Source organism: Natrialbaceae archaeon AArc-T1-2 (assembly GCF_030273315.1).
Lineage (GTDB): Archaea > Halobacteriota > Halobacteria > Halobacteriales > Natrialbaceae > Tc-Br11-E2g1.
In genome coordinates, this window is the sequence record NZ_CP127174.1 from 1,014,782 (window position 1) to 1,035,042 (window position 20,261).

Genomic DNA, 20,261 nt, shown 5'->3' on the forward strand with positions numbered 1-20,261 from the left:
ACGAGAGGGTGAACGGACGGCTATTCGGCAGCGATAACGTCGTCGATGCGGGCGATCATCGTCGCGGCCTCGGTCGCGCTCTCGACTGCTTCTCGTTTGACGTCGGCCGGGTCGACGACGCCATCGTCGACGGGATCGTCGATCGTGACTTCTTCGCCGTCGGTGATCAGGCCGGCCCGACCTTCGGACTCGTGGGCGGCACGCAGGTCGACCAGCGAGTCGATCGGGTCCTGCCCGGAATTCGCGGCGAGCGTCCGCGGGACGACGTCGAGCGCGTCGGCAAACGCCTCGACGGCGAGCTGTTTGCGGCCCTCGACGCCGGCGGCTTCGGCGCGCACGCGGTCGGCGATTGCGATCTCGGTTGCGCCGGCACCCGGGACGACCTCGCCCGAGGCGAGTGCGGTCGCGACGACGTCGAGTGCGTCACGGATCGTGCGCTCGAGTTCGTCGACGACGTGTTCGGTGCCGCCGCGGACGAACACCGTCACCGTCTCCGCGGCCGCGCCGCCTTCGACGAACGCGAGATCGTCGTCGCCGTATCTCTCGGTGCGGATCCGGTCGGCGTGGCCGAAGTCGTCCTCGGAGAGGTCCTCGAGGGCGCCGACTCGACCCGTGCCCGTCGCGGAGGCGATCTTGCGGGCGTCGGAGCTGCTGAGGTTCTCGAAGGTGAGCACGCCTTCGTTGGCGAGGTGAGTCGCGACGCGATCGTCGACGTCCTCCGTCGTGAACACGACGTCGACGCCGGAGTCGGCGATCGTCTCGGCGTAGCCACGGAGTTCGGACTCCTCGTGGTCGATGGCGGCGTTGAGCTGGTCGATCGAGTCGATCGCATACTCGGCGTCGACGTCGCCCGTTCGCACTTCCAGGGCGACGTCGAGAATCGCGATATCGGCGTCCTCGACGTCGCCAGGCATCTCGTCGTGGATGGGCTCTTCGTCGACGACGATACCGGGGACGAGTTCGGTCGCGCTCGAGGAGGCACCGACCTGGGTGTGGACGGCGACGTCGTCGCGTCGGACCTCGTCGTCGGCGACGTGACGGACCGCCTCGACGACGGTTTCGGCGAGCGCCTCCGCGGTGAGGCCGCCGGTTCCCTTGCCGGTCATGCTCGATTCGGCGACCTCCTCGAGGAGGTCGTCGTCGACGTCGGCCTCGAGAACCATCTCGTCGACGGCGCTCTGGGCGATGCGGGCGGCCTCGTGGTAGCCCTCGACGATCGTCGTCGCGTGGACGTCCTGTTCGATGAGGTCTTCCGCTTCACCGAGAAGGGTGCCAGCGAGCACCGCGGCCGTCGTCGTTCCGTCGCCGACCTCCTCTTCCTGGGTCTCGGCGACCTCGACGATCATCTGGGCTGCGGGGTGTTCGATGTCCATCTCGTCTAAGATCGTCGCGCCGTCGTTCGTGATGACGACGTCCCCGCTCGAGCCGACGAGCATCTTGTCCATACCGCGTGGACCGAGCGTCGTTCGTACCGATTCGGCGACCGCCTTGCCGGCGACGATGTTCGACGACTGGGCGTCGCGTCCCTGTGTTCGCTGACTGTCCTCGCTCAGGATGAACATGGGCTGTCCGCCCATGCGTCGCTGTTCTGCCATAGTTGGATCCTCAATAGAGGTATCATCAGCACTTCTATATAACTTTTGCCCTCCCGGATCGCTTCCGTCTGGCGATTGGTCCTCGATCACGGTGGCCGACGCCGGGAACCGGCCGCCGTCGGGATCGATGTCCACTTCTGTCGGATTCGGCCGGTAGCAAAATATAGGATGGCTTCCAATCGCCGGTCGATGCTCGAGTTGGAACACGAGTTCCGGGTCGTCGACGTCCACGCCCGGTTGACGCCGACCGAAGGAATGGGGGGACGTGGACGGACGACGACGCCGGACCGTCTCGAGCGCGAATTTCACCAGGCCGGAATCGTCAAGGCCGTCGTCACACCCGCACCTACTCCCGACGCGAGCTATCTCCGGGCGAACAACGGAGTCGCACGGCTCAGCGTCGACCGGCCGTTCGTCGCGTTCGCCCGTATCGACGGCTCCCGGGCTCCCGACGCGATCGCGAACCCCCTCCGCAGCGTCATCGGGGGCCAGCGATCCCACCACACCACGCCCGAGGACGTCGAACAGTACGGCTACGACGATCGGTTTCACGGGTTTGCGATCGACCCGTCCGTCGACGGCCTCCCCGGAGCGTCCGTCCTCGAGACGCTCGAGTCGGTCGGCCTCCCGGTACTCGTCAGCGGCGGCGTCGACGCCTCACCCGAGGTGCTCGCCGAGACGGTGCTCGGACGTTCGTTTCCCGTCGTCGTTGCCCACTTCGGCGGTCATCCGCTGAACCGCGAGCTGATGGATCGAATGATCGACCTGCTCGGAGAGTACGATGACTGCTATCTCGACACGAGTTTCGTCCGCTATCGCGAACAGCTCGAGCGCGCCCTGCTCGAACACCCGGACAGGGTCTTCTTCGGCAGCGGCGCGCCGGCGTGTCATCCCAACGTCGCCGTCATGGAGATCCTCACGCTCGACGTCTCCGAGGACATGCTGCGACGTGCGTTCTCGAAAAACGCCTGTCGCGTGATCGAACCGCTCGCGCCCGAGTGGGAGTGATTGTACCGTACTGTGACCGCTCCGAAGTCGATTATAGGATGAACAGGCGCAAAACCTCGCGCTTCAGCGCGGGGAGGATGTCAATCGTACACCCGAACGGCACGGTCGTGGCGCGTGGAGAGTCCAGCCGGGTTTCGACTCGGCGGATCGTCGGCACGACGGGCACGGAGTCCGTCCGCTAGACCGCGGACCGTACTGGTCGCGACGGCGATGCCGTTTTGCAGCCAGTCGGTCGGTGTTTCGTCGCCGCCGAGGACGCGCCGGGCGTTTGCGATCCCGTCCCGGATCGCACTGCCGAGCGGACGGGTAACGACCGTCGGATGGACGCCGTGGTTTTTTCCGAGCGTGTACGCGGTTGCCCAGTACTGATCTCCCCAGCCGCCGTCGTTCCAGCCGGTGTCGATCCGTCCCCCGTCGACGCTGAACTCGCTTCTGACGCGCAGCTCCGGACGCCAGGCGACGGTCACGTCGAGCGTCGCGAGCCGATACGCACAGTCGCGGACGCCGCCGACGGAGAGGTTCTCGTCGAAGCCGTCGAGTCGCTCGAGTACAGTGCGATCGAACGCGACGTTGTCGCCGGCGATGTCGTCGATCGAGCGACCTGCGACGGCCTGTGGCGACGTCGCGCTCTGATCCGGCCCGCCGCTGACGGGACCGGAGACGACGTCGGCACCGGTTCCGACCGCGGTCTCGAGGGCGTCGTACCACGACGGTGCGACGACGTAGGCGTCACCGACGAACGCGATAACGTCGCCTCCGGCGACGCCGATCCCCGCGTTCCGGGCGACGTTTCGGTTTCGCTCGGAGACTTCGACGAGCACGTCGACGTCGTCTCTGTCCCGGACGACTCCCGTCGTGCCGTCCGAGGACGGCCCGTTGACGACGACGACCTCGACGGCCGACGGAAGCCGAGACGCGAGCGCGTCGAGACAGGTGAGCAGTCGCTCCCGGTCGTTGAGCGTCGGAACGATCACCGAGAGCTCCATAGAGAGTGATAGCGATACCGAACGGTAAAAATACACTGGGATTCACCCTTAGTGAGACGTCGCTCGGCTGAGACTGGCCGTAACCGATCGACGCGATGGACGGCCCACTCCAGTCGGACCCTCATCGGACCCGCGTATTCCAGTACGAAACCGACGCGAGGTGGTCCACGTTGGGAACCCGTCCGAGCGTCCGATCGAGCGACCGGATCGGCTCGGCGAAGCTGTTGGGAAGCTGGCGATACAGTCCGTACGGAAAGAGAAAGTCGTCCTCGACGTCGACGAGCGTCAGGTTCGTCTTTGCGAGCAGGACACTCACTTCGCTTTTCGAGTACAGACGCGATCCCATCGGCAACGCCCAGTTGTAGATGCTGCGCGTCGAAAACCGGTTGAACGTATCGAAGACGATCTGTTCGCTGGAGACGCGACGCATCTCCGCTAAGAACGCTTCCGGGTCGTCTGCGAGGTGGAAAAACCGCATCGCGACGACGGTGTCGAAGTGATCGTCCGGAAACGGCAGCCGGCCCGCATCGCCACGGAGAAACTCGAGGGTGTCCGAGACGCCGGCCTGGCGTGCCTTCTCGCGTCCGCGCTGTAACATCGGTGCCGAGATGTCCAGTCCAACGACGTCAGCACCGCGCTCTGCGAGCATCACCGTGAACCGACCGGTCCCGCAGGCGATCTCGAGAATGCTCCGGTCTTCGACCGGTGCGATTGCCTCGAGGACCGCCTCCTTCTCCCGGCGGTCGATCAGCTGACCGCCTCGAGAGAACCGCTTGTCGTCGTACTCCGCGGCGACGTCGTCGGCCTGGTACCACTCCTGTCCTTTCACACTGGCTGTGACTAGTTCCGCCGTGGATAAAACGATACTGGAGTCGATCGATCGAAACCGAGTGCTTTTGTCCGGTGGTACCGTATAACATAGCATGCCGACCTGCAACCGATGCGGTGCGACGCCGGCGACGGACGACCTGGTTCGACACGAGTCCGGCGGTCTGTTGCTCGTCCACTGTCCGGAGTGTCGGGGACTGATGGGGACGTACCGCGAACCCGGTCGGCGTCGCTAGCCGCGTCGGCCGTCGGTCCGCCGGTCACTTCGCCTCGTCGGGCGAGTCGGACAGCCCCGGCCGCCGCCGCCGCCGTCGTGTCTCGAGCAACGTCCGACATCGTTTCCCCGGCCCGCCCTCGATCGGCCAGCCGCGGGTTCGCCAGGTTGGCGGCTCGGGCTCGTACTCCGAACAGGAACCGCGACATTCGCCAGCCGTCTGGCATCGTCCTTTCGAGACACACCACGGCAGCAACTGATCGCGCGCGCGAAGCTCGAAATATCGACAGTCTGGACGCATCGTCTCGACGAACGACCGCCAGCCACGTTCGTAGGCGCGCTCGGCGATCTCGAGTCGCGTCGTCGCTTTCGTCTCCGGAGAGACGGACTCGAATCGCGCGGCCGATCGGTCCCGGTCACCGCCGGACGGCCGCTCGAGGATCCGCGTCCCCGGCTCCTCGACCGGCAGCGTCCGTGGATGCCACGCGACCGTGGCCGCAAGCGTGCCCGGGTCGAACACGAGGATGCCCGCTTCGACCGGCAGATCCTCGAACAGGACCGGTTCGACCGGCTCGTTCGTCTTCCGTGTTGCCACCCAGACTTCGTCGGCCAGTCCCATCGCCACGTCGTACTCGAGTTGACTCGCCAGGTCGCGGGCGGCGCTGGCGTCGACGTCGGGTTTGTTCTCGATCGCGACGACGCGCTCGAGCCAGTCGGGGTAGGGCCACTTCCGGCGAATCTGGATGCGTCCGGAACGCTTGCGCGTCTCGAGGATTCCCCGGTCGGCCCCGCGGTGGATCGCCTCACGGACGTACCGCCACGGGTAGTCGGGTTCGGGGAGGCTCTCCCGGTAGTAGGTCCAGTCTGCGGGTGCGTTCCTGACGACGTGCAGGAGGTCGCCGTCGAGCCGGTCCGGACCGAATCGGGCACGTTCGCGGAGAGCCTCGCGGTCGCACTCGAGGACGATCGTGTCCCACAGCCTGTGTTTCGTCCCGAGCTGACGAGCGACGACGACGGCACGATCGTCGACGGGTTCCCAGTTCAGTTCGGCCCACCGGCAGGTCCGCAGCTCGAAGCCGAATTCGGCGTCGGTTCCGAGCGTTGGCCACGTCGATGCGTCGTTCGTCTCGTCGGTCACTGCTTTGTATAGCCGCAGTCGCTCCAAGAACGCTCCGGTCGTCTCGCCCCGACCGCGGCCACCGATCGAAGCGAACGCGTGTCGGCCGATGATGCCTGTTGGATGGAAAGTGTTTTTTCCCCTGGCAAACCACCCTTGGCACATATGCGGTTATCCACCGCCATCACAATCGCCCTCTCCGCCCTCCTCGTTACGTCCTCTCTTGGGGTGGTGGCTGCCGCACCGTCGGGCGTCGGCCCCTCGGCCGACCGGTCCCCGCAGGTGGCGGACGTCGACCACCCACCGCTCGAGCCCGCCGAGCCACAGCAGGTGATACGGATCAACGTCTCCGCCGACGGTGATACGACCTGGACGATCGAGAGCCGCTACGTACTCGAGGACGACGACGACGTCGACTCGTTCCAGTCGTTCGCCGACGCGGTCGCAGACGGTGACCGCGACGCCGGCTACGACGCCGCGACGTTCGAGCGGTTCCTCGACACCGCCGAGGAGTCGACCGACCGAGAGATGGAGATCGAGGACCTCGGCTGGGACGAGCCACGGGTGATCCCGGACGACGGTGACGACGACGACACCCGTATCGGAGTCATCTCGTACTCGGTCGAGTGGTCCGACTTTACCGCCGTCGACGACAACCGGATCTACCTCGGCGACGCGGTCACGACCGACGACGGGCCGTGGCTCTCGCTTGCCGACGGCCAGCGACTCGTCGTCGAGTCCCCCCCGAACTACGGCTTCGAGAACCCGCCGATCGGTGCCCAGGACGGGGCTCTCGTCTGGGACGGCCCACACGAGTTCGACGACGACGAACTCGAGGTGACGTTCCTGCGTGGCGTGACCAACGGCGGCACCAACGGCGGCGCCGGTCCGTCCCTCCTCGACTCGCTTCTGTCCCCGCTGACGGTCGTGACCGGGGTTGGGCTGGCCGTTCTGTTCGTTCTCGTCGGCGTCGGCGGCTACCTGCTGGCGTCACAGCGTCCGGTGCCGTTTCTCCGCTCCGACGAGGACGACTCGATGACTGCCTCTGACTCGGTAACGGGATTCGACGCCGACGGTTCGGCCAGAATGGAGCCGGACACAGACGATGGGAACGAGACCTACACCGTCAGCTACGACGACGACCGCGTTCCCGACGCAGACGAGGTCGACGTCGAACTGCTTAGCGACGAGGAACGCGTCCACCGGCTGCTCCGCCAGAACGGTGGCCGCATGAAACAGGCCTCGATCGTCTCCGAGACCGGCTGGTCGAACGCCAAAGTCTCCCAGCTGCTCTCTGAGATGGACGAAAACGACGAGATCGAGAAGCTCCGGATCGGTCGCGAAAACCTCATCACGCTGCCGGAAGTCGACCCGACCGAGATCGACTGACGATCCAGCCATAGCGCGGGTGTGAGTAGCCACCGATACCGTTTTCACGACGGCGTGTGTACACCTCCCATGGGGATTCTCGATTCGGTTCGTGCCGCGCTCGAGCCGTCCGATCGGGAGACACCCGCACCGATCGCCGGTGCGTACTGGTGTGATGACTGTGCAGTTCGGATCCCACTCGAGAGCCGACCCGACGGTAACGAGCAGCGACCGTGTCCTGACTGTGACGAGCCGATGCAGTTCGAGCTGTCGCCGGACGGCGGTAGCTGTGCGTGTTAGTCCGGCCGACGCTCGTCGCCTCGACCGTAGGTGAGCCGGTACGCGACCGCGTCGAGTCGCTCGCTTAGCGACGCGAGCAGGACCGCCGGCGAGACGCGCGCGAGTTCGGAGCGATCGACCTCGATTCGCTCGTCGGCGAACGGATTCCGATCGCCGTCGCCGTCACCGTCGTCGTCGTCCCGGGCCGCATCGACGACCGTCGACATCGAACAGCGACCGCAGGCCTCCGTGTTTTTCTCACCGGGCATGTACTATCGTAGCACGTGCGTGCTTATAAGCCGGCCGCCCGGCTCGGAGTGCGCGACGAGCTTATAAGCTCCGTGTCGTATCTATCGGTATGAACGCTCGGATCGTCGCGATCGTCTCACCGCTCGAACCGTCACTCGAGGACGGCGTCGACACATTCACGTTCGACGATGGCTGACCGGTCTCCCGACGACGAGGAGCCAGCGTGGCTATCGACCGAGGAGACGCGACGGGATCCCGAGGAGTTGCCGGCCGAGATTCGCGAGGAGGTCCCCGACTGGGAGGATCCGTACCTCGATCGGGTCTCTGACCGGCTGTTGTACAGCTTCGACCTGGAGAAAGACCGTCGCCTCCGTGGCGAACGGTTCGACCTCTACGCGGAGATGCGGATGCGCACCCAGCGACAGTTTTTCCACCCGGCGTTGCGCTACGCCAATCACGAGACTCGAGAGTACGTCTTCGTCCGCCGAAGCGACCGGCCGTCGCCCCCGGAGCTCGAACGCCTCCGTGGCCTCGGCCACGACCTCGCCGACGACTGGGTCGAGGCCGACGAGGAACACTACCGGACCGACTTCACGTTCGTCCTCGTCGCGGAGACGATCCCCGAGTCGGTCAGCGCGTACGTCGACGGCTTTCGCGACCGGACGCTGTTGAAGTGGGGCTACTACGGACACTATGAAGTAAATTTCGTCGTCGTCACCCCCCGCGAGCAGGACGCCGTCGCCAGCGAGGCCGCCGAGATCGCGGACGCGTTCGTCCTCTGGGAGGAGGTCGAGCCGCCCGAGGAGGGGATCCTCTCACGGTTTGCAAAGCGGTTCTGGACCTGACTCGAGTTCACCGCACGACCGTCACCGGGACCGGCGCTCGACGGACGACGACCTCTGAGACGCTGCCAAGCTTGAGATGTGAGGCTTCCCCGCGACCGTAGCTTCCGACGACGATGCCGTCGATGGCTTCCTGTTCTGCGTAGGCGACGATCGACTCCGCCGGTGCGCCGATCGAGGTCTCCCGTTCGATTCGCTCGGCGTCGACGCCGACGGCCTCGAGTGCGCGATCGAACAGCTGGTCGGCTCGCTCGTGTTCGCCCTCGAGCCAGGACTCGGTCAACGGTTCCGCGTCGGCGCCTTCCGGATCCGAGTCGAACGGATCGATCGCGTGAAAACACACGAGCGTCGCGTCGGGGAACGTGTCGACGGCGTAAGCCAGCGCGTTCTCGGACTGTTTCGAGCCGTCGAGAGCGACGAGCACGCGATCGGGCATAGTGGCCGTTCGTCGAGCGGCGGAATAAGCGTACCGGGCATCGCCTGGGACTAGGACTTTGGCAGCCGACGTCGAACGTGTCTGCCATGTATGACGACATCCTCGTTCCCACGGACGGTCGGGAAAACACCGAACTCGCGATCGAGGAGGCGATCGAACTCGCGTCGATCCACGACGCGGGGTTACATACGCTGTACGTGATCAACTCTGCGGCGGTCGCGCCCGGAATCGACTTCGACGACCTCGAGGCGATCGGCCGGGATGCGGTCGAGTACGTCGCCGATCTGGCAGCCGAGCGCGGGCTGACAGACGTCGAGACGACGGTCACTCACGGACTTCGCCACCGGGCGATCCTGCAGTACGCCGACGACCACGACGTCGACTTGATCGTGATGGGCCGGCATACGGGCCTCGAGCGACTCTTCCGACACAGCGTCTCGGATCGCGTCGAGGCGGAGGCGTCGGTCCCCGTCCTCGTCGTCGAGTGATTCGAACCGGACAGGGTTGCCGCTACCCGGGTGGCCTATACGCGACGCTCGGTACGCGTAGCCGTGACTGACCGAGGCAATCTCTTCGACCGACCGCCGTCGGAGCCGATCCGGCGACTCTCCGCCGATGGGGAACTGCTCGGTGGGGGTGAGGAGCCGGAGCTCACGGACGAGACGTTGGTGGGCATGTACGCCGACATGCGACTCGCCCGTCGGTTCGACGAACGGCTGTTGAGCCTCCAGCGTCAGGGTCGGCTCGGGACCTACGCCTCCCTGGCCGGCCAGGAAGCGACACAGGTCGGGTCGACGTACGCGCTGGCCGACGACGACTGGATCGCCTACCAGTATCGCGAGCACCTGGCGGTCACCGCCCGTGGCAAACTCGCCGAGTACCTGCTGTACTGGATGGGCCACGAACGGGGCAACGCCGAAATCGCCGACGTGAACGTCTTCCCGCTGAACATCTCGATCGGCTCGCACGTGCCACACATGACGGGTATGGGGATGGCAGCCCGGTACAGAGACGAGGAGACCGTCTTTCTGACACACTTCGGCGACGGAGCGACGAGTGAGGGCGACGTCCACGAGGGACTGAACTTTGCCGGCGTCTTCGATACGCCGACGATCTTTTGCTGTCACAACAACGGCTGGGCGATCTCGATTCCTCGGGATCGCCAGACCGCAAGCGCGACGATCGCACAGAAAGCCCACGCCTACGGCTTCGACGGCGTCCAGGTCGACGGGATGGACCCGCTCGCGGTCTACGAGGTTACGAACGCGGCCGTCGAGAAGGCACGCGACCCCGCCGACGACGAACCACGCCCGACGCTGATCGAGACGCTCACCTACCGCTATGGCGCACACACCACCGCCGACGATCCGTCGGTCTACCGCGACGAGGCGGACGTCGAGCGCTGGCGCGAGAAAGACCCGATCGATCGCCTCGAGACGTTCCTCCTCGAGACGGGCCGGCTCGATACCGAACGCATCGACGCGCTCGAGACCGAGATCGAGGCCGACCTCGAGACGGCGATCGACGCGGCCGAACGGTTCGACGGTGATCCCGAGGCGATGTTCGAGTACGTCTACGCGGAGCCGACGGCCGAACTCGACACACAGCGCGAGCAGTTTCGGGAACTGCGCGACCGACACGGCGACGAGACGCTGCTCGAGGACGATCTGCTGTGAGTCGGACCGACAGACACCGATGAATGGTTGATCGTTCGGTCAAACGCTTATACCCTGCTTCGTTGTACGTCCGGCGGTGTCCGGAATGGTACCACCAACCACACTAGAGCGGATGTACGAGGAGATGGTGACGGCTCGTCGCTACGAGCAGCGCCTCCAGGAGGAGTATCTCGAGGGCAAACAGCCGGCGTTCGACATCTCGGCGGGACCGATCCCGGGTGAACTCCACCTGGCGGCGGGCCACGAGGCCTCCGCGGCGGGCGTCTGTGCCCACCTCCGCGAGGAGGACACCGTGACCGCGCCGCATCGACCTCACCACGTCGCGATCTCGAAAGGCGTCGATCTGAAGCGGATGACCGCCGAAATCTTCGGCCGGGAGACGGGCCTCTCGAAGGGGAAAGGCGGCCACATGCACCTGTACGACCCCGACGTGAACTTCGCCTGTAGCGGAATCATCGCTCAAGGCGTCCCGCCCGCGGTCGGCGCGGCGATGGCGGCGAAAAAACGCAACACCGACGGGGTCGCCGTCGCCTTCCTCGGCGAGGGCGCGATCAGTCAGGGAGCCTTCCTCGAGTCGCTGAACCTCGCTGCCGTCCAGGAACTGCCCGTCGTCTTCGTGATCGAGGACAACGACTGGGCGATCAGCATGCCCAAAGCGCGCGTGACGGACGTCGACGACGGCTCACGACGGGCGGGCGGCTTCGACCTCGCGGGCGAGCGGGTCGATAGCGACGACGCCGTCGCCGTCTACGAGGCCGCCCGCGAGGCGATTGGACGTGCCCGCGACGGCAACGGCCCGACGCTGCTCGAGGTGCAGGTCCACCGCCGGATGGGTCACTTCATGGGCGACCCCGAGACCTATCGCCCCGACGAGGACGTCGACCTCGCGAACGAACGGGACTCGATCGAACGTCTCGCCGCGGACCTCCGGGACCACGGGTTCGACGAGGACGACCTCGAGGAGATCCGCGAGCGCGCTCACGAGCGCATCGAGGCGGCGATCGAGTGGGCCAAAGATCAGCCCCAGCCCGAGCCAGCGGAGGCCTACGACGACGTCTTCGTCGACGAGCTCGAGGGCTGGCCCGAGCGCCCGGAGCCCGCCGCGACCGACGGGGGTGAGCGGTGATGGCGCAAGTCGAGAAACCGGGGCCGGAGGCGACCGACCGCGAGTTGACGATGAGTCGGGCGATAGTCGAGGCGATCGCGACGGAGATGCGCGAGAACGAGGAGGTGTTCGTGATGGGCGAGGACGTCGCCGACTACGGCGGCATCTTCGACTCCACCGAGGGGTTGCGCGAGGAGTTCGGCTACGATCGGATCATGGACGTCCCCATCTCGGAGACGAGTTTCATCGGTGCAGGTGTCGGCGCGGCCATGGAGGGCATGCGTCCGATCGTCGAGTTGATGTTCGCCGACTTCTTCGGCGTCGCAATGGACCAGATCTACAACAACATGGCGAAGACGGCCTACATGTCCGGGGGCTCGGTGTCCGTTCCGATGGTGCTCATGACCGCCGTCGGCGGCACTTACAACGACGCCGCCCAGCACTCCCAGACGCTGTACGGAACGTTCGCCCACCTCCCCGGGATGAAAGTCGTCGTTCCCTCCACCGCCTACGACGCCAAGGGGTTGATGCATGCCGCCGTCCGCGACGACGACCCCGTCGTCTACATGTTCCACAAGCGCCTGATGGGGCTGGCCTGGATGCCCGCTCCCGAGGGGCCGAAGACCGGCGTCCCCGAGGACGACTACGAGATCGAGTTCGGCGAGGCAGACGTCAAACGCGAGGGCGAGGACGTCACCGTCGTCACGCTCGGCCTGCACGTCCACCGTGCGCTCGAGGCAGCCGAGACCCTCGCCGAGGACGGCATCGAGACGGAGGTGATCGACCTCCGGACGCTCGTCCCGCTCGATACGGAGACGGTGCTCGAGTCGGTTCGCAAGACCGGCCGCCTCGTCGTCGTCGACGAAGATTATCACTCCTACGGGGTCAGCGGCGAACTGATCGCGCGGGCGAGCGAGGGGGCGCTCGACGACCTCGAGGGCGTCTCCCGCGTGACGATGCCCGATACGCCGATCCCCTACGCGCGCCCGCTCGAAAACGAGGTCTTGCCCGACGCCGACGACATCGGCGCGGCCGTCCGGTCGGTTCACGAATGAGCGACTCGATCGAGATCGACGCGACCGACGTCTGGCCCGAGGACGCCGACGACGTCGACGAGGGGATGGTCGCGACGTGGTTCGCCCGCGAGGGTGGCGGCGTCGACGAGGGCGAGACGATCTGTGAGATCCAGGTCGAGAAGGTAAGCGTCGACGTGCCGGCCCCAGTGTCGGGAACGCTCGAGGAGATTCTGGTCGGCGAGAACGAGGAGTTCGACCGGGGCGACGCGCTCGGACGAATCGACTCCGACTGATCGCCTGTACTCCTCGAGTGCGTCCCACTCGCTGGTCATCATACTGTCGGTCATGGACCGGTGAACTGGTGTGTGCCAGAACCGGCGTTGCAGCGCATATCAGCGTCCGGCCGATCCCGTCGCCACGTTGCGAGCACAGGACGGCGACGCGAACCTCGAGGTCGTCCGATGACCATACCGCGTGCGTACGAACTCCGGTCCGGTGAGGAGTACGTTACGACACGAGAGAAAACGAAATCAGTGCCGAAAGGGGAACGTTCCCCAGAAGCCGGCGTACGAAAGCGTCTCGATGTTCTCGCAGCGGACGCGAGGACGAGAAACCCCTCTACGCGAGCTTCTCGATATTCTGAACGACTTCTTCTGCGAACTCGCTCGTGGCGAGCTTCTCGGCGTCCTCGAGCTGGCGTTCGAGGTCGTAGGTGACCTTGCCCGACGAAATCGTCTCCTCGACGGCGTCACGCACGAGGTCGGCGGCGTCGGACCAGCCCATGTACTCGAGCATCATGCGGCCCGAGAGGATGATGGCGGTGGGGTTGACCTTGTCCTGGCCCTCGTACTTGGGAGCCGAACCGTGGACGGGCTCGGCGAGCAGGCGGCCGTCGCCGAAGTTCGCGCCGGGTGCGATGCCGAGACCGCCGATCTGGGCGCCACAGGCGTCGGAGATGTAGTCCCCGTTTAGGTTCATCGTCGCGAGGACGTCGTACTCGTCGGTCCGGGTGAGGACCTGCTGGAGCATGTTGTCCGCGATGCGGTCGTTGACGACGACGGCGTCCTCGGGGGCCTCACCGTCACGCTCTTCCCAGAGGGTATCCTCGGTAATGACCTCGTCGCCGTACTCCTCTTCGGCGACCTCGTAGCCCCAGTCGCGGAACTGGCCCTCGGTGAACTTCATGATGTTACCCTTGTGGACCAGGGTGACCGAGTCGCGGTCGTGCTCTAAGGCGTAGTCGATGGCGCGGCGGACGAGGCGCTTGGTGCCGAACTCCGTGATCGGCTTGACGCCGATGCCGACGGGGCCGTCGTGGATGACGTCGTCGAAGCCCATGTCCTCCTCGACGAACTCCTTGACCTCCTCGACTTCGTCGGTGCCCTCTTCCCACTCGATACCGGCGTAGACGTCCTCCGTATTCTCACGGAAGGTGACCATGTCCATCTGGCCGGGTTCGGAGACGGGCGACGGGACGCCGTCTAAGTGGTAGGTGGGTCGGACGTTCGCGTAGAGGTCGAGCAGCTTTCGCAGGCCGACGTTCAGCGAGCGGAAACCGGCGCCGACGGGCGTCGTCAGCGGCCCCTTGATCGCGACGCGGTGTTCCTTGATCGCCTCGACGGTCTCGTCGGGCAGGTTCTCGTCGTATTTCTCGCGGGCGGACTCGCCAGCGTAGACGCGCATCCAGTTGATCTCGCGGCCAGTTGCCTCCGCGGCAGCTTCGAGCACCTGCTGGGCGGCGGGACCGACGTCCTTGCCGACGCCGTCACCGTAGATGATCGGGATAATCGGGTCGTCGGGAACCTCGAGTTCGTCGTCGGTACCCTCCGTGAGCGTGATCTTCGTCCCGTCTTCGGGGACCTCGATCTTGTCGTAGTCGGAACTCATCTCGTCTCTAGGATTCTCACACGACTGCTAAAAGGGCTGCCATTTGCGTTCGTGACCCACCGTTCGCCGCCAACTCTCGAAACCGACGTCCCAGGCTGTCGAAACGGCGTTTTCACGTATGGGCTTCGCTATCGGAAGCGGTCACCGGTGACGGACGATCACCGCGATGCCGATACACGAGGTGACTATTCCAGCGGCGGCAAACGACGGTCCGACGACACCGATCCCGATCGCTGCTGGAAGCCGAGCCACGCCAGTACGAACAGCGTGACCCCGGCGGCCACCGCCGTCGACCCGACGTCGGTCGGTTCCCGTCGATCCACGATCGCGAGTCGAACCGCAGCGAGGACCGTCATGCACGCACAGAAGACGGCAAGCAGGACCACCGGCGTCATCGTCGATACGTACGGGTACGTCCCGTATACACGATTCGACTGTCGAGGAGAGGTCGGCACGGTTTTGCCGATGCAGTCGATGGATGCTCGTATGCACGTCATCGTCCACGGAGGCGCCTGTAGCGACACCGACGAACCCGCTGCCCGCCAGCGGACGCTCGAGGAGGCGGCCGAAACCGGTGCCGACGCGGCGACGCCGCTCGACGCCGTCGAAGCAGCCGTGAACGTCCTCGAAGCTGCACCACTTTTCAACGCCGGGGTCGGAAGCGTCCCCCAGAGCGACGGCGAGATCAGAACCGACGCGGGGATCATGACCGACGATCGATCCGTCGGTGCGGTGTGTTCGATGCCGGGCGTCGAACGCGCCGTCAGCGTCGCCCGCGTCGTCTTAGCGGAGACGCCTCACATCCTTCTCTCGGGCGAGCATGCCGTCTCGCTGGCCGACGCCTGTGGAATCGACACCGGTGTCGACCTCTGGACTGACCGAACGCGCGAACTGTGGGACGACCTCGACGCGCCAGCCGCTGGTCCGACACGCCAACTCGAGTGGGTACGCGGGACGTTCGACGAGACTGATTCGGACGGCTCGACGTCTGATCCGGCCGACCACGACACGGTCGGTGCGGTCGCGTTCGACGGCGACGCCTTCGCCGCCGCGACGTCGACCGGCGGCCGCCTCGGTGCGCTTGCCGGCCGCGTCGGCGACGTCCCGCAGGTCGGGTCGGGCTACTACTGTTCGTCCGCCGGCGCGGCGGGCGCGACGGGCGCGGGCGAGGACATCGCCCGGACGATGCTCTCGAGGCGGGTCGTCCGTCACCTCGAGGACGGCCGCGACGCCCAGTCGGCGACCGACCGCGCGATCGAGGAGTTCGAAGAGCTCACCGGCTCGGCTGCCGGCGTCATCGCGATCGATGACCGTGGAACCATCGGATCGGCGTACAACAGCGATTCGATGGCGACTGCGAGCGTTCGACGCTGAGCCGGACTCGCGAATAACGATGGTTGTGATACGACGATCGTCGTAGATGAAGTTTATTATCGTCGAAAGCATCGTCGATACTGATGCTTCGAGCACCACAGCACACGACGCGACGGTGTCCACGATGTGACGCGACGCGGACGATCGTTCAGGGCATCGACGCCTGTCCCGACTGCGACTGGCTGGACGTCGACGGTGTGCCGTAAACGCCCCGCGCCTCCTCGACTCGCCGAAGTGCTCCGAGAGACGCAACCTCTTTTTGTCGACCCGGTCAACCCCGTTACATGGCCGAAACCGAGGTCGACCTCGAATCCGAACAGTACGAGAAACATCGCGAGGCGGGTGAGATCCTCGCACAGGTTCGCGAGGAGGCCGCAGACCGCGTCGAGGTCGGCACAACCCACCTCGAGGTCGCCGAGTTCGCCGAGAACCGAATCCGCGAACTCGGCGGCGAGCCGGCGTTTCCGGTCAACATCTCGATCGACGAGGAAGCCGCCCACGCGACGCCAGCGATCGACGACGAGACGACCTTCGGCGAGGAGATGATCAACCTCGATATCGGGGTTCACGTCGACGGCTGGCTGGCCGACACCGCGATCACGGTCGACCTCTCCGGCAATCCCGAACTCGCTGAAGCCTCCGAACAGGCGCTCGAGGCGGCGATCGACGTCGTCGAACCGGGCGTCGAGACCGGTGAGATCGGAGCCGAGATCGAGGACGTCATCGACGGCTACGGCTACAACCCCGTCGTCAATCTCACCGGCCACGGACTCGGCCACTGGGAACAACACACCAGCCCGAACATCCCGAACCGCGCCGTCTCGCAGGGGACGACGCTTTCGGTCGGCGATGTCGTCGCGATCGAGCCGTTCGCGACCGACGGCGGTGGGAAAGTGACCGAGGGGTCGAAAGAGGAGATCTTCTCGCTGCAGAACGAACGTTCGGTCCGCAACCGCCAGGCCCGCGAGGCCCTCGCACAGATCACCGAGGAGTTTCGGACACTGCCGTTTGCGACCCGGTGGCTCGAGGTCGATCGAGCGGAGATGGCACTTCGGCGGCTGAAGTCCCGGGACGTGATTCACGGCTATCCGGTGCTCAAAGAAGACGACGGCTGCCTCGTCAGCCAGAAAGAACACACGGTCATCGTAACCGACGACGGCTGTGAAGTGACGACACGATAACCTATCATGCGATAGGCATCCACCGGTCCACCGAACGGCCTCGTGCTCGAGACGGGCCGACCGACAGTGAGAGAGAAAGCGGGTGGCGATCGAAACTCAAGCGTTGTTCATCCGCTGGCTCTTCCGGTGGCCACACCGTTGACACTCCGTCACCCGGTACGGTTCACGCGAGAACTGGGCGTTCTCTTCTTTCAGACTCTCGGTACGAATCTGAACCGAGACCTCGTGTATCGTCTCGAGTCCACACTCCTCGCAGTGTTCGGTCATCCCGTTGACCGAGTTGTCTGTCGTTGCCATTGACTGGTCAATTTTCTAGGTGTGATATAAAACCCCACTTCATTTCGTGCAGTGATCACGATCGACTAGCTGTCGAGCCCGTGCTGAAATATCGGACGAGACAGACGCATACTTTTCACGAGTGCAGCTGCGACGTTCTTACGACGGTAAAATGTGATGGACCTATAGTACTATACTGTGAATTTTCAATGAAAATTACGCAAATATCGCCGTTCAACCCTGTCCTGAGGACGTTCTGGCAGCCGTAGTAGCGATCGAGCCGGAATACAATCGGCCGTAGAATCAAATACTATAGGATCGGACCGAATCCCACCGGATATGGAGCAGGTGTTTGCACCGTGGCGCATCGAGTGGGTTCGACGCGAGGACGACGCTGACGTCGAGGGTTGTGTCTTCTGTAATCTGCCCGAGCGGACGAACGATCGTGAGAACCTGATCGTCGCTCGAAGCGACCACGCGTTCGTGTTGTTGAACAACTACCCGTACAATCCGGGCCACGTTATGGTGATTCCGCGCGAGCACACCGGCGAGTACGGCGATCTGACCGACGACCAACTGCTCGACCACGCTCGCCTGAAGTCGCGGACGTTCGAGGCACTCGAGACCGCACTCGATCCGGACGGGTTCAACGCGGGGTTGAATCTGGGACAGTCGGCCGGCGGCTCGATCTCCGAGCACTTACACACTCACGTCGTCCCTCGCTGGGAGGGCGACACCAACTTCATGCCAGTCATCGGCGACACGAAAGTGATCGTCGAGGCACTCGAGGATACGTACGATCACCTCCACGAGGCGTTTGCAGCCCAGTCGGGGACGACCGTTCCCGGAACGGACCGCGCCGTCGTCGTCGAGTAGCACCTGCGAGCCGGTCAGTCCATCGCGATGTATGTCTTCGTGTCCATGACGCCGTCGAACCCCTGGATTCCCGAGGAGACGGCCTCGAGAATGTCGTACACCTCCTCGGCGTCGACCTCGGCGATGATGTCGTAGGTACCCGCGACGATGTGAGCGTCCACGACGGGCTCGAGCCCGCGTACGTCGGCGAGAAGCCCCTCGGACTTTCCGGCGGCCGTCTTCACCATGATGAACGCGTGAACCATTTCTCTGTGGTACTCTCTCACACGACTAAAGCTTTGCCCGGCGTTCGGGGCAAACTTATTCACCGGGGCGAGCGTAGCTCGACCATGCGGTTTGTGATCATTGGTGCAGGAGCGGTCGGCCTGCGGACCGCGCGCGTGCTTCGTGAGGAGGGCCACGAGGTGACGTCGATCGAGCGAGACGAGGCGAAGGTCCGTCGCGCGCGCAAAGAGGGGATCGAGACCGTCGCCGGCGACGGCTCCCAGGAGGACGTCCTCGAGGAGGCCGGGATCGACGACGCCGACGCCGTCGGTGCGTTGACCGGCGATCTGAACGCCAACTTCACGGCGTGTCTGATCGGGAACTACTACGACTGTCGAACCGTGATGCGGATCGACCAGGACTACCGTGAGACGATCTATCGAAAGTACGCCACCGAGGTCGACGAAGTGGTCTACCCGGAACGTCTCGGCGCGATCGGTGCCAAAAACGCCTTACTGGGCGGAACGATCCGCGCGATCGCCGACGTTGCCCAGCACTTACAGATCCTCGAGATAACGATCACCGAGGACGCCCCTATCACGGGGTACACGACGGAAGAACTGGAGTTACCCGCTGACGCGACCGTCCTCGCGTACGGGAAAGGAAACGGCGAACTCGCGGTTCCGGCTCCCGACGAGTCGTTCGCGGCGGGCGACCGACTCGTGGTACTCGCAGACTTCGAGGTCTTAGACGCCGTCCGCCAGCTTCTCGTCGGCGAGACGAGACACGACGCGACCGCGAGCACGGAGACAGGAGGTGTCAACTGATGGTTACGGCATTCGTCATGGTGAAAGCGAACACGGGCGAGGCGGATCGGCTCAGAGACGAGATCGAGGCGATCGAAGGCGTCGAATCGGCACACATCGTCGCCGGCGATGTCGACATCATCGCGAAAGCACGCGTCGAGACTCCGGCGGCGGTCAAAGACGTCGCCGCGACGAAGATTCAGGGCGTAGCCGGGGTCGAAGACACGCAAACGTACATCGCGATGGGGTGATACGGTCGGCTGTACCGATGGACCGGCGAACCACAGACGAGCCGTGGGCTCGCTGGCACTGACGTCCAGCGGTCCGTATGACTCAAAGCGGCGTTCCCGACTCCTCGTTTCCGGCTCCCTGGCCGCGTTCTCGTGCGCTCTCGAGCAGCGCCGCCGCCTCCCCGCGATACTCGTAGCCAGGGATGATCCCCTGGGCGTAGGTTCCCTCGACGAACTCGACGAGCGCCTTCGCGTCCGTGACGCCGTCGTCTGCGTCCCAGGCGACGTACTCGAGATGGACCCGGACGACGTCCTCGTCGCGTTCGACGCGTGGCTCTTCGTGGGTGTCCGTTCCGGCGACGGTAAAGACGTCCTCGAGGCGACGCTCGAGCGTCTCGACCCAGCCGTCTTCGACGACGTCGGCGACGTCGTCTACCGTCGCAGCTGATAGCGTCGGAAGGAAAACCGTGATAGCGATGCGACCATCGTGGCGGTCCTGATCCAGTGGCTGTTCGGCGGTGATCGTCGTCTCGAAGACGGTCGTCGTCAGGTCGTAGCCGTCGTCGGCGACGTCGAACGCCTCGTGAGATTCGAATGCACGCTCGATCTCCGGTGGAGTCATCACCTCCAGCGAGGCGATTGTCGAGCAAGGGCGTTACGTTCGCGGTGGGATGGGGAGGTGACCGTTCCGATCGTTTCACATCACCC

At 65.0% G+C, this 20,261-nt stretch carries 27 protein-coding genes; 16 read left to right on the forward strand and 11 right to left on the reverse strand.

Translation table 11 applies throughout. The features are described 5' to 3' along the window. Positions 1-20: 20 nt before the first annotated feature. The gene (gene thsA, locus QQ977_RS05170; RefSeq protein WP_285928748.1) at positions 21-1,562 is read right to left on the reverse strand and encodes a thermosome subunit alpha; all 1,542 of its coding nucleotides are present in this window, start codon (positions 1,560-1,562) and stop codon (positions 21-23) included. Positions 1,563-1,784: 222 nt separating this feature from the next. On the opposite strand from thsA, the gene QQ977_RS05175 reads away from it, so the two are divergent. Beyond that, a complete protein-coding gene (locus tag QQ977_RS05175; protein ID WP_285927953.1) occupies positions 1,785-2,603 on the forward strand; it encodes an amidohydrolase family protein in 819 nt (272 codons plus the stop codon). Between the two features lie 80 nt (positions 2,604-2,683). Here the strand turns inward: QQ977_RS05175 and QQ977_RS05180 are convergent, their stop codons facing one another. Further along, complete coding sequence (locus QQ977_RS05180) at positions 2,684-3,589, reverse strand: glycosyltransferase family 2 protein (protein ID WP_285927954.1); 906 nt, start codon at positions 3,587-3,589, stop codon at positions 2,684-2,686. 121 nt (positions 3,590-3,710) lie between these two features. Then, entirely contained in the window at positions 3,711-4,418 is a 708-nt protein-coding gene (locus QQ977_RS05185) for a class I SAM-dependent methyltransferase (RefSeq protein ID WP_285927955.1), read from the reverse strand. Between the two features lie 94 nt (positions 4,419-4,512). On the opposite strand from QQ977_RS05185, the gene QQ977_RS05190 reads away from it, so the two are divergent. Then, the gene (locus QQ977_RS05190; RefSeq protein WP_285927956.1) at positions 4,513-4,653 is read left to right on the forward strand and encodes a hypothetical protein; all 141 of its coding nucleotides are present in this window, start codon (positions 4,513-4,515) and stop codon (positions 4,651-4,653) included. A gap of 24 nt (positions 4,654-4,677) precedes the next feature. On the opposite strand, the gene QQ977_RS05195 is transcribed toward QQ977_RS05190, so the two are convergent. Then, a complete protein-coding gene (locus tag QQ977_RS05195; protein ID WP_285927957.1) occupies positions 4,678-5,769 on the reverse strand; it encodes a DUF5787 family protein in 1,092 nt (363 codons plus the stop codon). A gap of 144 nt (positions 5,770-5,913) precedes the next feature. Here QQ977_RS05195 and QQ977_RS05200 point away from each other — a divergent pair, with 144 nt between their 5' ends. Together QQ977_RS05200 and QQ977_RS05205 are read left to right on the forward strand one after the other, a co-directional pair. Then, complete coding sequence (locus QQ977_RS05200; protein ID WP_285927958.1) at positions 5,914-7,137, forward strand: helix-turn-helix transcriptional regulator; 1,224 nt, start codon at positions 5,914-5,916, stop codon at positions 7,135-7,137. Between the two features lie 69 nt (positions 7,138-7,206). Continuing rightward, complete coding sequence (locus tag QQ977_RS05205) at positions 7,207-7,416, forward strand: hypothetical protein (protein WP_285927960.1); 210 nt, start codon at positions 7,207-7,209, stop codon at positions 7,414-7,416. Here the strand turns inward: QQ977_RS05205 and QQ977_RS05210 are convergent. Beyond that, the gene (locus tag QQ977_RS05210) at positions 7,413-7,664 is read right to left on the reverse strand and encodes a hypothetical protein (RefSeq protein WP_285927961.1); all 252 of its coding nucleotides are present in this window, start codon (positions 7,662-7,664) and stop codon (positions 7,413-7,415) included. The genes QQ977_RS05205 and QQ977_RS05210 overlap by 4 nt on opposite strands. A gap of 168 nt (positions 7,665-7,832) precedes the next feature. On the opposite strand from QQ977_RS05210, the gene QQ977_RS05215 reads away from it, so the two are divergent. Continuing rightward, on the forward strand, positions 7,833-8,489 hold the full coding sequence (locus tag QQ977_RS05215; protein WP_285927962.1) for a hypothetical protein: 657 nt from the start codon (positions 7,833-7,835) through the stop codon (positions 8,487-8,489). A gap of 7 nt (positions 8,490-8,496) precedes the next feature. On the opposite strand, the gene QQ977_RS05220 is transcribed toward QQ977_RS05215, so the two are convergent. Further along, entirely contained in the window at positions 8,497-8,922 is a 426-nt protein-coding gene (locus QQ977_RS05220; RefSeq protein ID WP_285927963.1) for a universal stress protein, read from the reverse strand. An 86-nt stretch (positions 8,923-9,008) separates the two neighbouring features. Between QQ977_RS05220 and QQ977_RS05225 the strand changes: the two genes are divergently transcribed. From QQ977_RS05225 to QQ977_RS05245, 5 genes are all read left to right on the forward strand, one after another. Then, a complete protein-coding gene (locus tag QQ977_RS05225) occupies positions 9,009-9,410 on the forward strand; it encodes a universal stress protein (protein WP_285927964.1) in 402 nt (133 codons plus the stop codon). A 63-nt stretch (positions 9,411-9,473) separates the two neighbouring features. Continuing rightward, a complete protein-coding gene (gene pdhA / locus QQ977_RS05230; RefSeq protein ID WP_285927965.1) occupies positions 9,474-10,598 on the forward strand; it encodes a pyruvate dehydrogenase (acetyl-transferring) E1 component subunit alpha in 1,125 nt (374 codons plus the stop codon). Positions 10,599-10,710: 112 nt separating this feature from the next. Beyond that, positions 10,711-11,724 (forward strand): thiamine pyrophosphate-dependent dehydrogenase E1 component subunit alpha, encoded by a 1,014-nt coding sequence (locus tag QQ977_RS05235; RefSeq protein WP_285928750.1) that lies wholly within the window; start codon positions 10,711-10,713, stop codon positions 11,722-11,724. Continuing rightward, on the forward strand, positions 11,724-12,758 hold the full coding sequence (locus QQ977_RS05240) for an alpha-ketoacid dehydrogenase subunit beta (RefSeq protein ID WP_285927967.1): 1,035 nt from the start codon (positions 11,724-11,726) through the stop codon (positions 12,756-12,758). The genes QQ977_RS05235 and QQ977_RS05240 overlap by 1 nt, the downstream gene beginning before the upstream one ends. Then, on the forward strand, positions 12,755-13,012 hold the full coding sequence (locus tag QQ977_RS05245) for a lipoyl domain-containing protein (RefSeq protein ID WP_285927968.1): 258 nt from the start codon (positions 12,755-12,757) through the stop codon (positions 13,010-13,012). Before QQ977_RS05240 ends, QQ977_RS05245 begins: the two co-directional genes overlap by 4 nt. Positions 13,013-13,337: 325 nt before the next feature. Here QQ977_RS05245 and icd read toward each other — a convergent pair whose 3' ends face one another. After that, a complete protein-coding gene (gene icd / locus QQ977_RS05250) occupies positions 13,338-14,606 on the reverse strand; it encodes an isocitrate dehydrogenase (NADP(+)) (RefSeq protein WP_285927969.1) in 1,269 nt (422 codons plus the stop codon). 185 nt (positions 14,607-14,791) lie between these two features. Beyond that, positions 14,792-15,001 (reverse strand): hypothetical protein, encoded by a 210-nt coding sequence (locus QQ977_RS05255; RefSeq protein ID WP_285927970.1) that lies wholly within the window; start codon positions 14,999-15,001, stop codon positions 14,792-14,794. 91 nt (positions 15,002-15,092) lie between these two features. Here QQ977_RS05255 and QQ977_RS05260 point away from each other — a divergent pair, with 91 nt between their 5' ends. From QQ977_RS05260 to map, 3 genes are all read left to right on the forward strand, one after another. Next, entirely contained in the window at positions 15,093-15,980 is an 888-nt protein-coding gene (locus tag QQ977_RS05260) for an isoaspartyl peptidase/L-asparaginase (protein WP_285927971.1), read from the forward strand. Between the two features lie 83 nt (positions 15,981-16,063). Further along, complete coding sequence (locus QQ977_RS05265; protein ID WP_285927973.1) at positions 16,064-16,186, forward strand: hypothetical protein; 123 nt, start codon at positions 16,064-16,066, stop codon at positions 16,184-16,186. A 78-nt stretch (positions 16,187-16,264) separates the two neighbouring features. After that, positions 16,265-17,161 (forward strand): type II methionyl aminopeptidase, encoded by an 897-nt coding sequence (gene map, locus QQ977_RS05270; RefSeq protein WP_285927976.1) that lies wholly within the window; start codon positions 16,265-16,267, stop codon positions 17,159-17,161. A 96-nt stretch (positions 17,162-17,257) separates the two neighbouring features. Here the strand turns inward: map and QQ977_RS05275 are convergent, their stop codons facing one another. Continuing rightward, positions 17,258-17,458, reverse strand: a complete 201-nt coding sequence (locus QQ977_RS05275; protein WP_285927978.1) for a hypothetical protein — start codon at positions 17,456-17,458, stop codon at positions 17,258-17,260. Between the two features lie 318 nt (positions 17,459-17,776). On the opposite strand from QQ977_RS05275, the gene QQ977_RS05280 reads away from it, so the two are divergent. Then, complete coding sequence (locus tag QQ977_RS05280) at positions 17,777-18,313, forward strand: HIT family protein (protein ID WP_285927980.1); 537 nt, start codon at positions 17,777-17,779, stop codon at positions 18,311-18,313. Between the two features lie 14 nt (positions 18,314-18,327). On the opposite strand, the gene QQ977_RS05285 is transcribed toward QQ977_RS05280, so the two are convergent. Then, a complete protein-coding gene (locus QQ977_RS05285) occupies positions 18,328-18,558 on the reverse strand; it encodes an Lrp/AsnC ligand binding domain-containing protein (RefSeq protein WP_285927981.1) in 231 nt (76 codons plus the stop codon). 84 nt (positions 18,559-18,642) lie between these two features. On the opposite strand from QQ977_RS05285, the gene QQ977_RS05290 reads away from it, so the two are divergent. Together QQ977_RS05290 and QQ977_RS05295 are read left to right on the forward strand one after the other, a co-directional pair. Beyond that, complete coding sequence (locus QQ977_RS05290) at positions 18,643-19,344, forward strand: potassium channel family protein (RefSeq protein WP_285927983.1); 702 nt, start codon at positions 18,643-18,645, stop codon at positions 19,342-19,344. Next, positions 19,344-19,574 carry an Lrp/AsnC family transcriptional regulator gene (locus QQ977_RS05295; RefSeq protein WP_285927985.1) on the forward strand — a complete coding sequence of 77 codons (231 nt, stop codon included), beginning with the start codon at positions 19,344-19,346 and terminating at the stop codon, positions 19,572-19,574. Before QQ977_RS05290 ends, QQ977_RS05295 begins: the two co-directional genes overlap by 1 nt. Before the next feature lie 82 nt (positions 19,575-19,656). Here the strand turns inward: QQ977_RS05295 and QQ977_RS05300 are convergent, their stop codons facing one another. After that, positions 19,657-20,175 (reverse strand): DUF5813 family protein, encoded by a 519-nt coding sequence (locus tag QQ977_RS05300; RefSeq protein WP_285927986.1) that lies wholly within the window; start codon positions 20,173-20,175, stop codon positions 19,657-19,659. Positions 20,176-20,261 lie beyond the last annotated feature (86 nt).

Bases quoted from the DNA above. Each gene is read 5' to 3' on its own strand.
- QQ977_RS05200 (WP_285927958.1), top strand. From the start codon at position 5,914: ATGCGGTTATCCACCGCCATCACAATCGCCCTCTCCGCCCTCCTCGTT.
- QQ977_RS05210 (WP_285927961.1), bottom strand. From the start codon at position 7,664: ATGCCCGGTGAGAAAAACACGGAGGCCTGCGGTCGCTGTTCGATGTCG.
- QQ977_RS05245 (WP_285927968.1), top strand. From the start codon at position 12,755: ATGAGCGACTCGATCGAGATCGACGCGACCGACGTCTGGCCCGAGGAC.
- QQ977_RS05235 (WP_285928750.1), top strand. From the start codon at position 10,711: ATGTACGAGGAGATGGTGACGGCTCGTCGCTACGAGCAGCGCCTCCAG.
- QQ977_RS05220 (WP_285927963.1), bottom strand. From the start codon at position 8,922: ATGCCCGATCGCGTGCTCGTCGCTCTCGACGGCTCGAAACAGTCCGAG.
- QQ977_RS05280 (WP_285927980.1), top strand. From the start codon at position 17,777: ATGGAGCAGGTGTTTGCACCGTGGCGCATCGAGTGGGTTCGACGCGAG.
- QQ977_RS05275 (WP_285927978.1), bottom strand. From the start codon at position 17,458: ATGGCAACGACAGACAACTCGGTCAACGGGATGACCGAACACTGCGAG.
- QQ977_RS05225 (WP_285927964.1), top strand. From the start codon at position 9,009: ATGTATGACGACATCCTCGTTCCCACGGACGGTCGGGAAAACACCGAA.
- QQ977_RS05295 (WP_285927985.1), top strand. From the start codon at position 19,344: ATGGTTACGGCATTCGTCATGGTGAAAGCGAACACGGGCGAGGCGGAT.
- QQ977_RS05300 (WP_285927986.1), bottom strand. From the start codon at position 20,175: ATGACTCCACCGGAGATCGAGCGTGCATTCGAATCTCACGAGGCGTTC.
- QQ977_RS05260 (WP_285927971.1), top strand. From the start codon at position 15,093: ATGCACGTCATCGTCCACGGAGGCGCCTGTAGCGACACCGACGAACCC.
- QQ977_RS05215 (WP_285927962.1), top strand. From the start codon at position 7,833: ATGGCTGACCGGTCTCCCGACGACGAGGAGCCAGCGTGGCTATCGACC.
- map (WP_285927976.1), top strand. From the start codon at position 16,265: ATGGCCGAAACCGAGGTCGACCTCGAATCCGAACAGTACGAGAAACAT.
- QQ977_RS05175 (WP_285927953.1), top strand. From the start codon at position 1,785: ATGCTCGAGTTGGAACACGAGTTCCGGGTCGTCGACGTCCACGCCCGG.
- QQ977_RS05255 (WP_285927970.1), bottom strand. From the start codon at position 15,001: ATGACGCCGGTGGTCCTGCTTGCCGTCTTCTGTGCGTGCATGACGGTC.
- QQ977_RS05285 (WP_285927981.1), bottom strand. From the start codon at position 18,558: ATGGTTCACGCGTTCATCATGGTGAAGACGGCCGCCGGAAAGTCCGAG.
- QQ977_RS05180 (WP_285927954.1), bottom strand. From the start codon at position 3,589: ATGGAGCTCTCGGTGATCGTTCCGACGCTCAACGACCGGGAGCGACTG.
- QQ977_RS05290 (WP_285927983.1), top strand. From the start codon at position 18,643: ATGCGGTTTGTGATCATTGGTGCAGGAGCGGTCGGCCTGCGGACCGCG.
- QQ977_RS05265 (WP_285927973.1), top strand. From the start codon at position 16,064: ATGCTTCGAGCACCACAGCACACGACGCGACGGTGTCCACGATGTGAC.
- icd (WP_285927969.1), bottom strand. From the start codon at position 14,606: ATGAGTTCCGACTACGACAAGATCGAGGTCCCCGAAGACGGGACGAAG.
- QQ977_RS05205 (WP_285927960.1), top strand. From the start codon at position 7,207: ATGGGGATTCTCGATTCGGTTCGTGCCGCGCTCGAGCCGTCCGATCGG.
- thsA (WP_285928748.1), bottom strand. From the start codon at position 1,562: ATGTTCATCCTGAGCGAGGACAGTCAGCGAACACAGGGACGCGACGCC.
- QQ977_RS05190 (WP_285927956.1), top strand. From the start codon at position 4,513: ATGCCGACCTGCAACCGATGCGGTGCGACGCCGGCGACGGACGACCTG.
- QQ977_RS05240 (WP_285927967.1), top strand. From the start codon at position 11,724: ATGGCGCAAGTCGAGAAACCGGGGCCGGAGGCGACCGACCGCGAGTTG.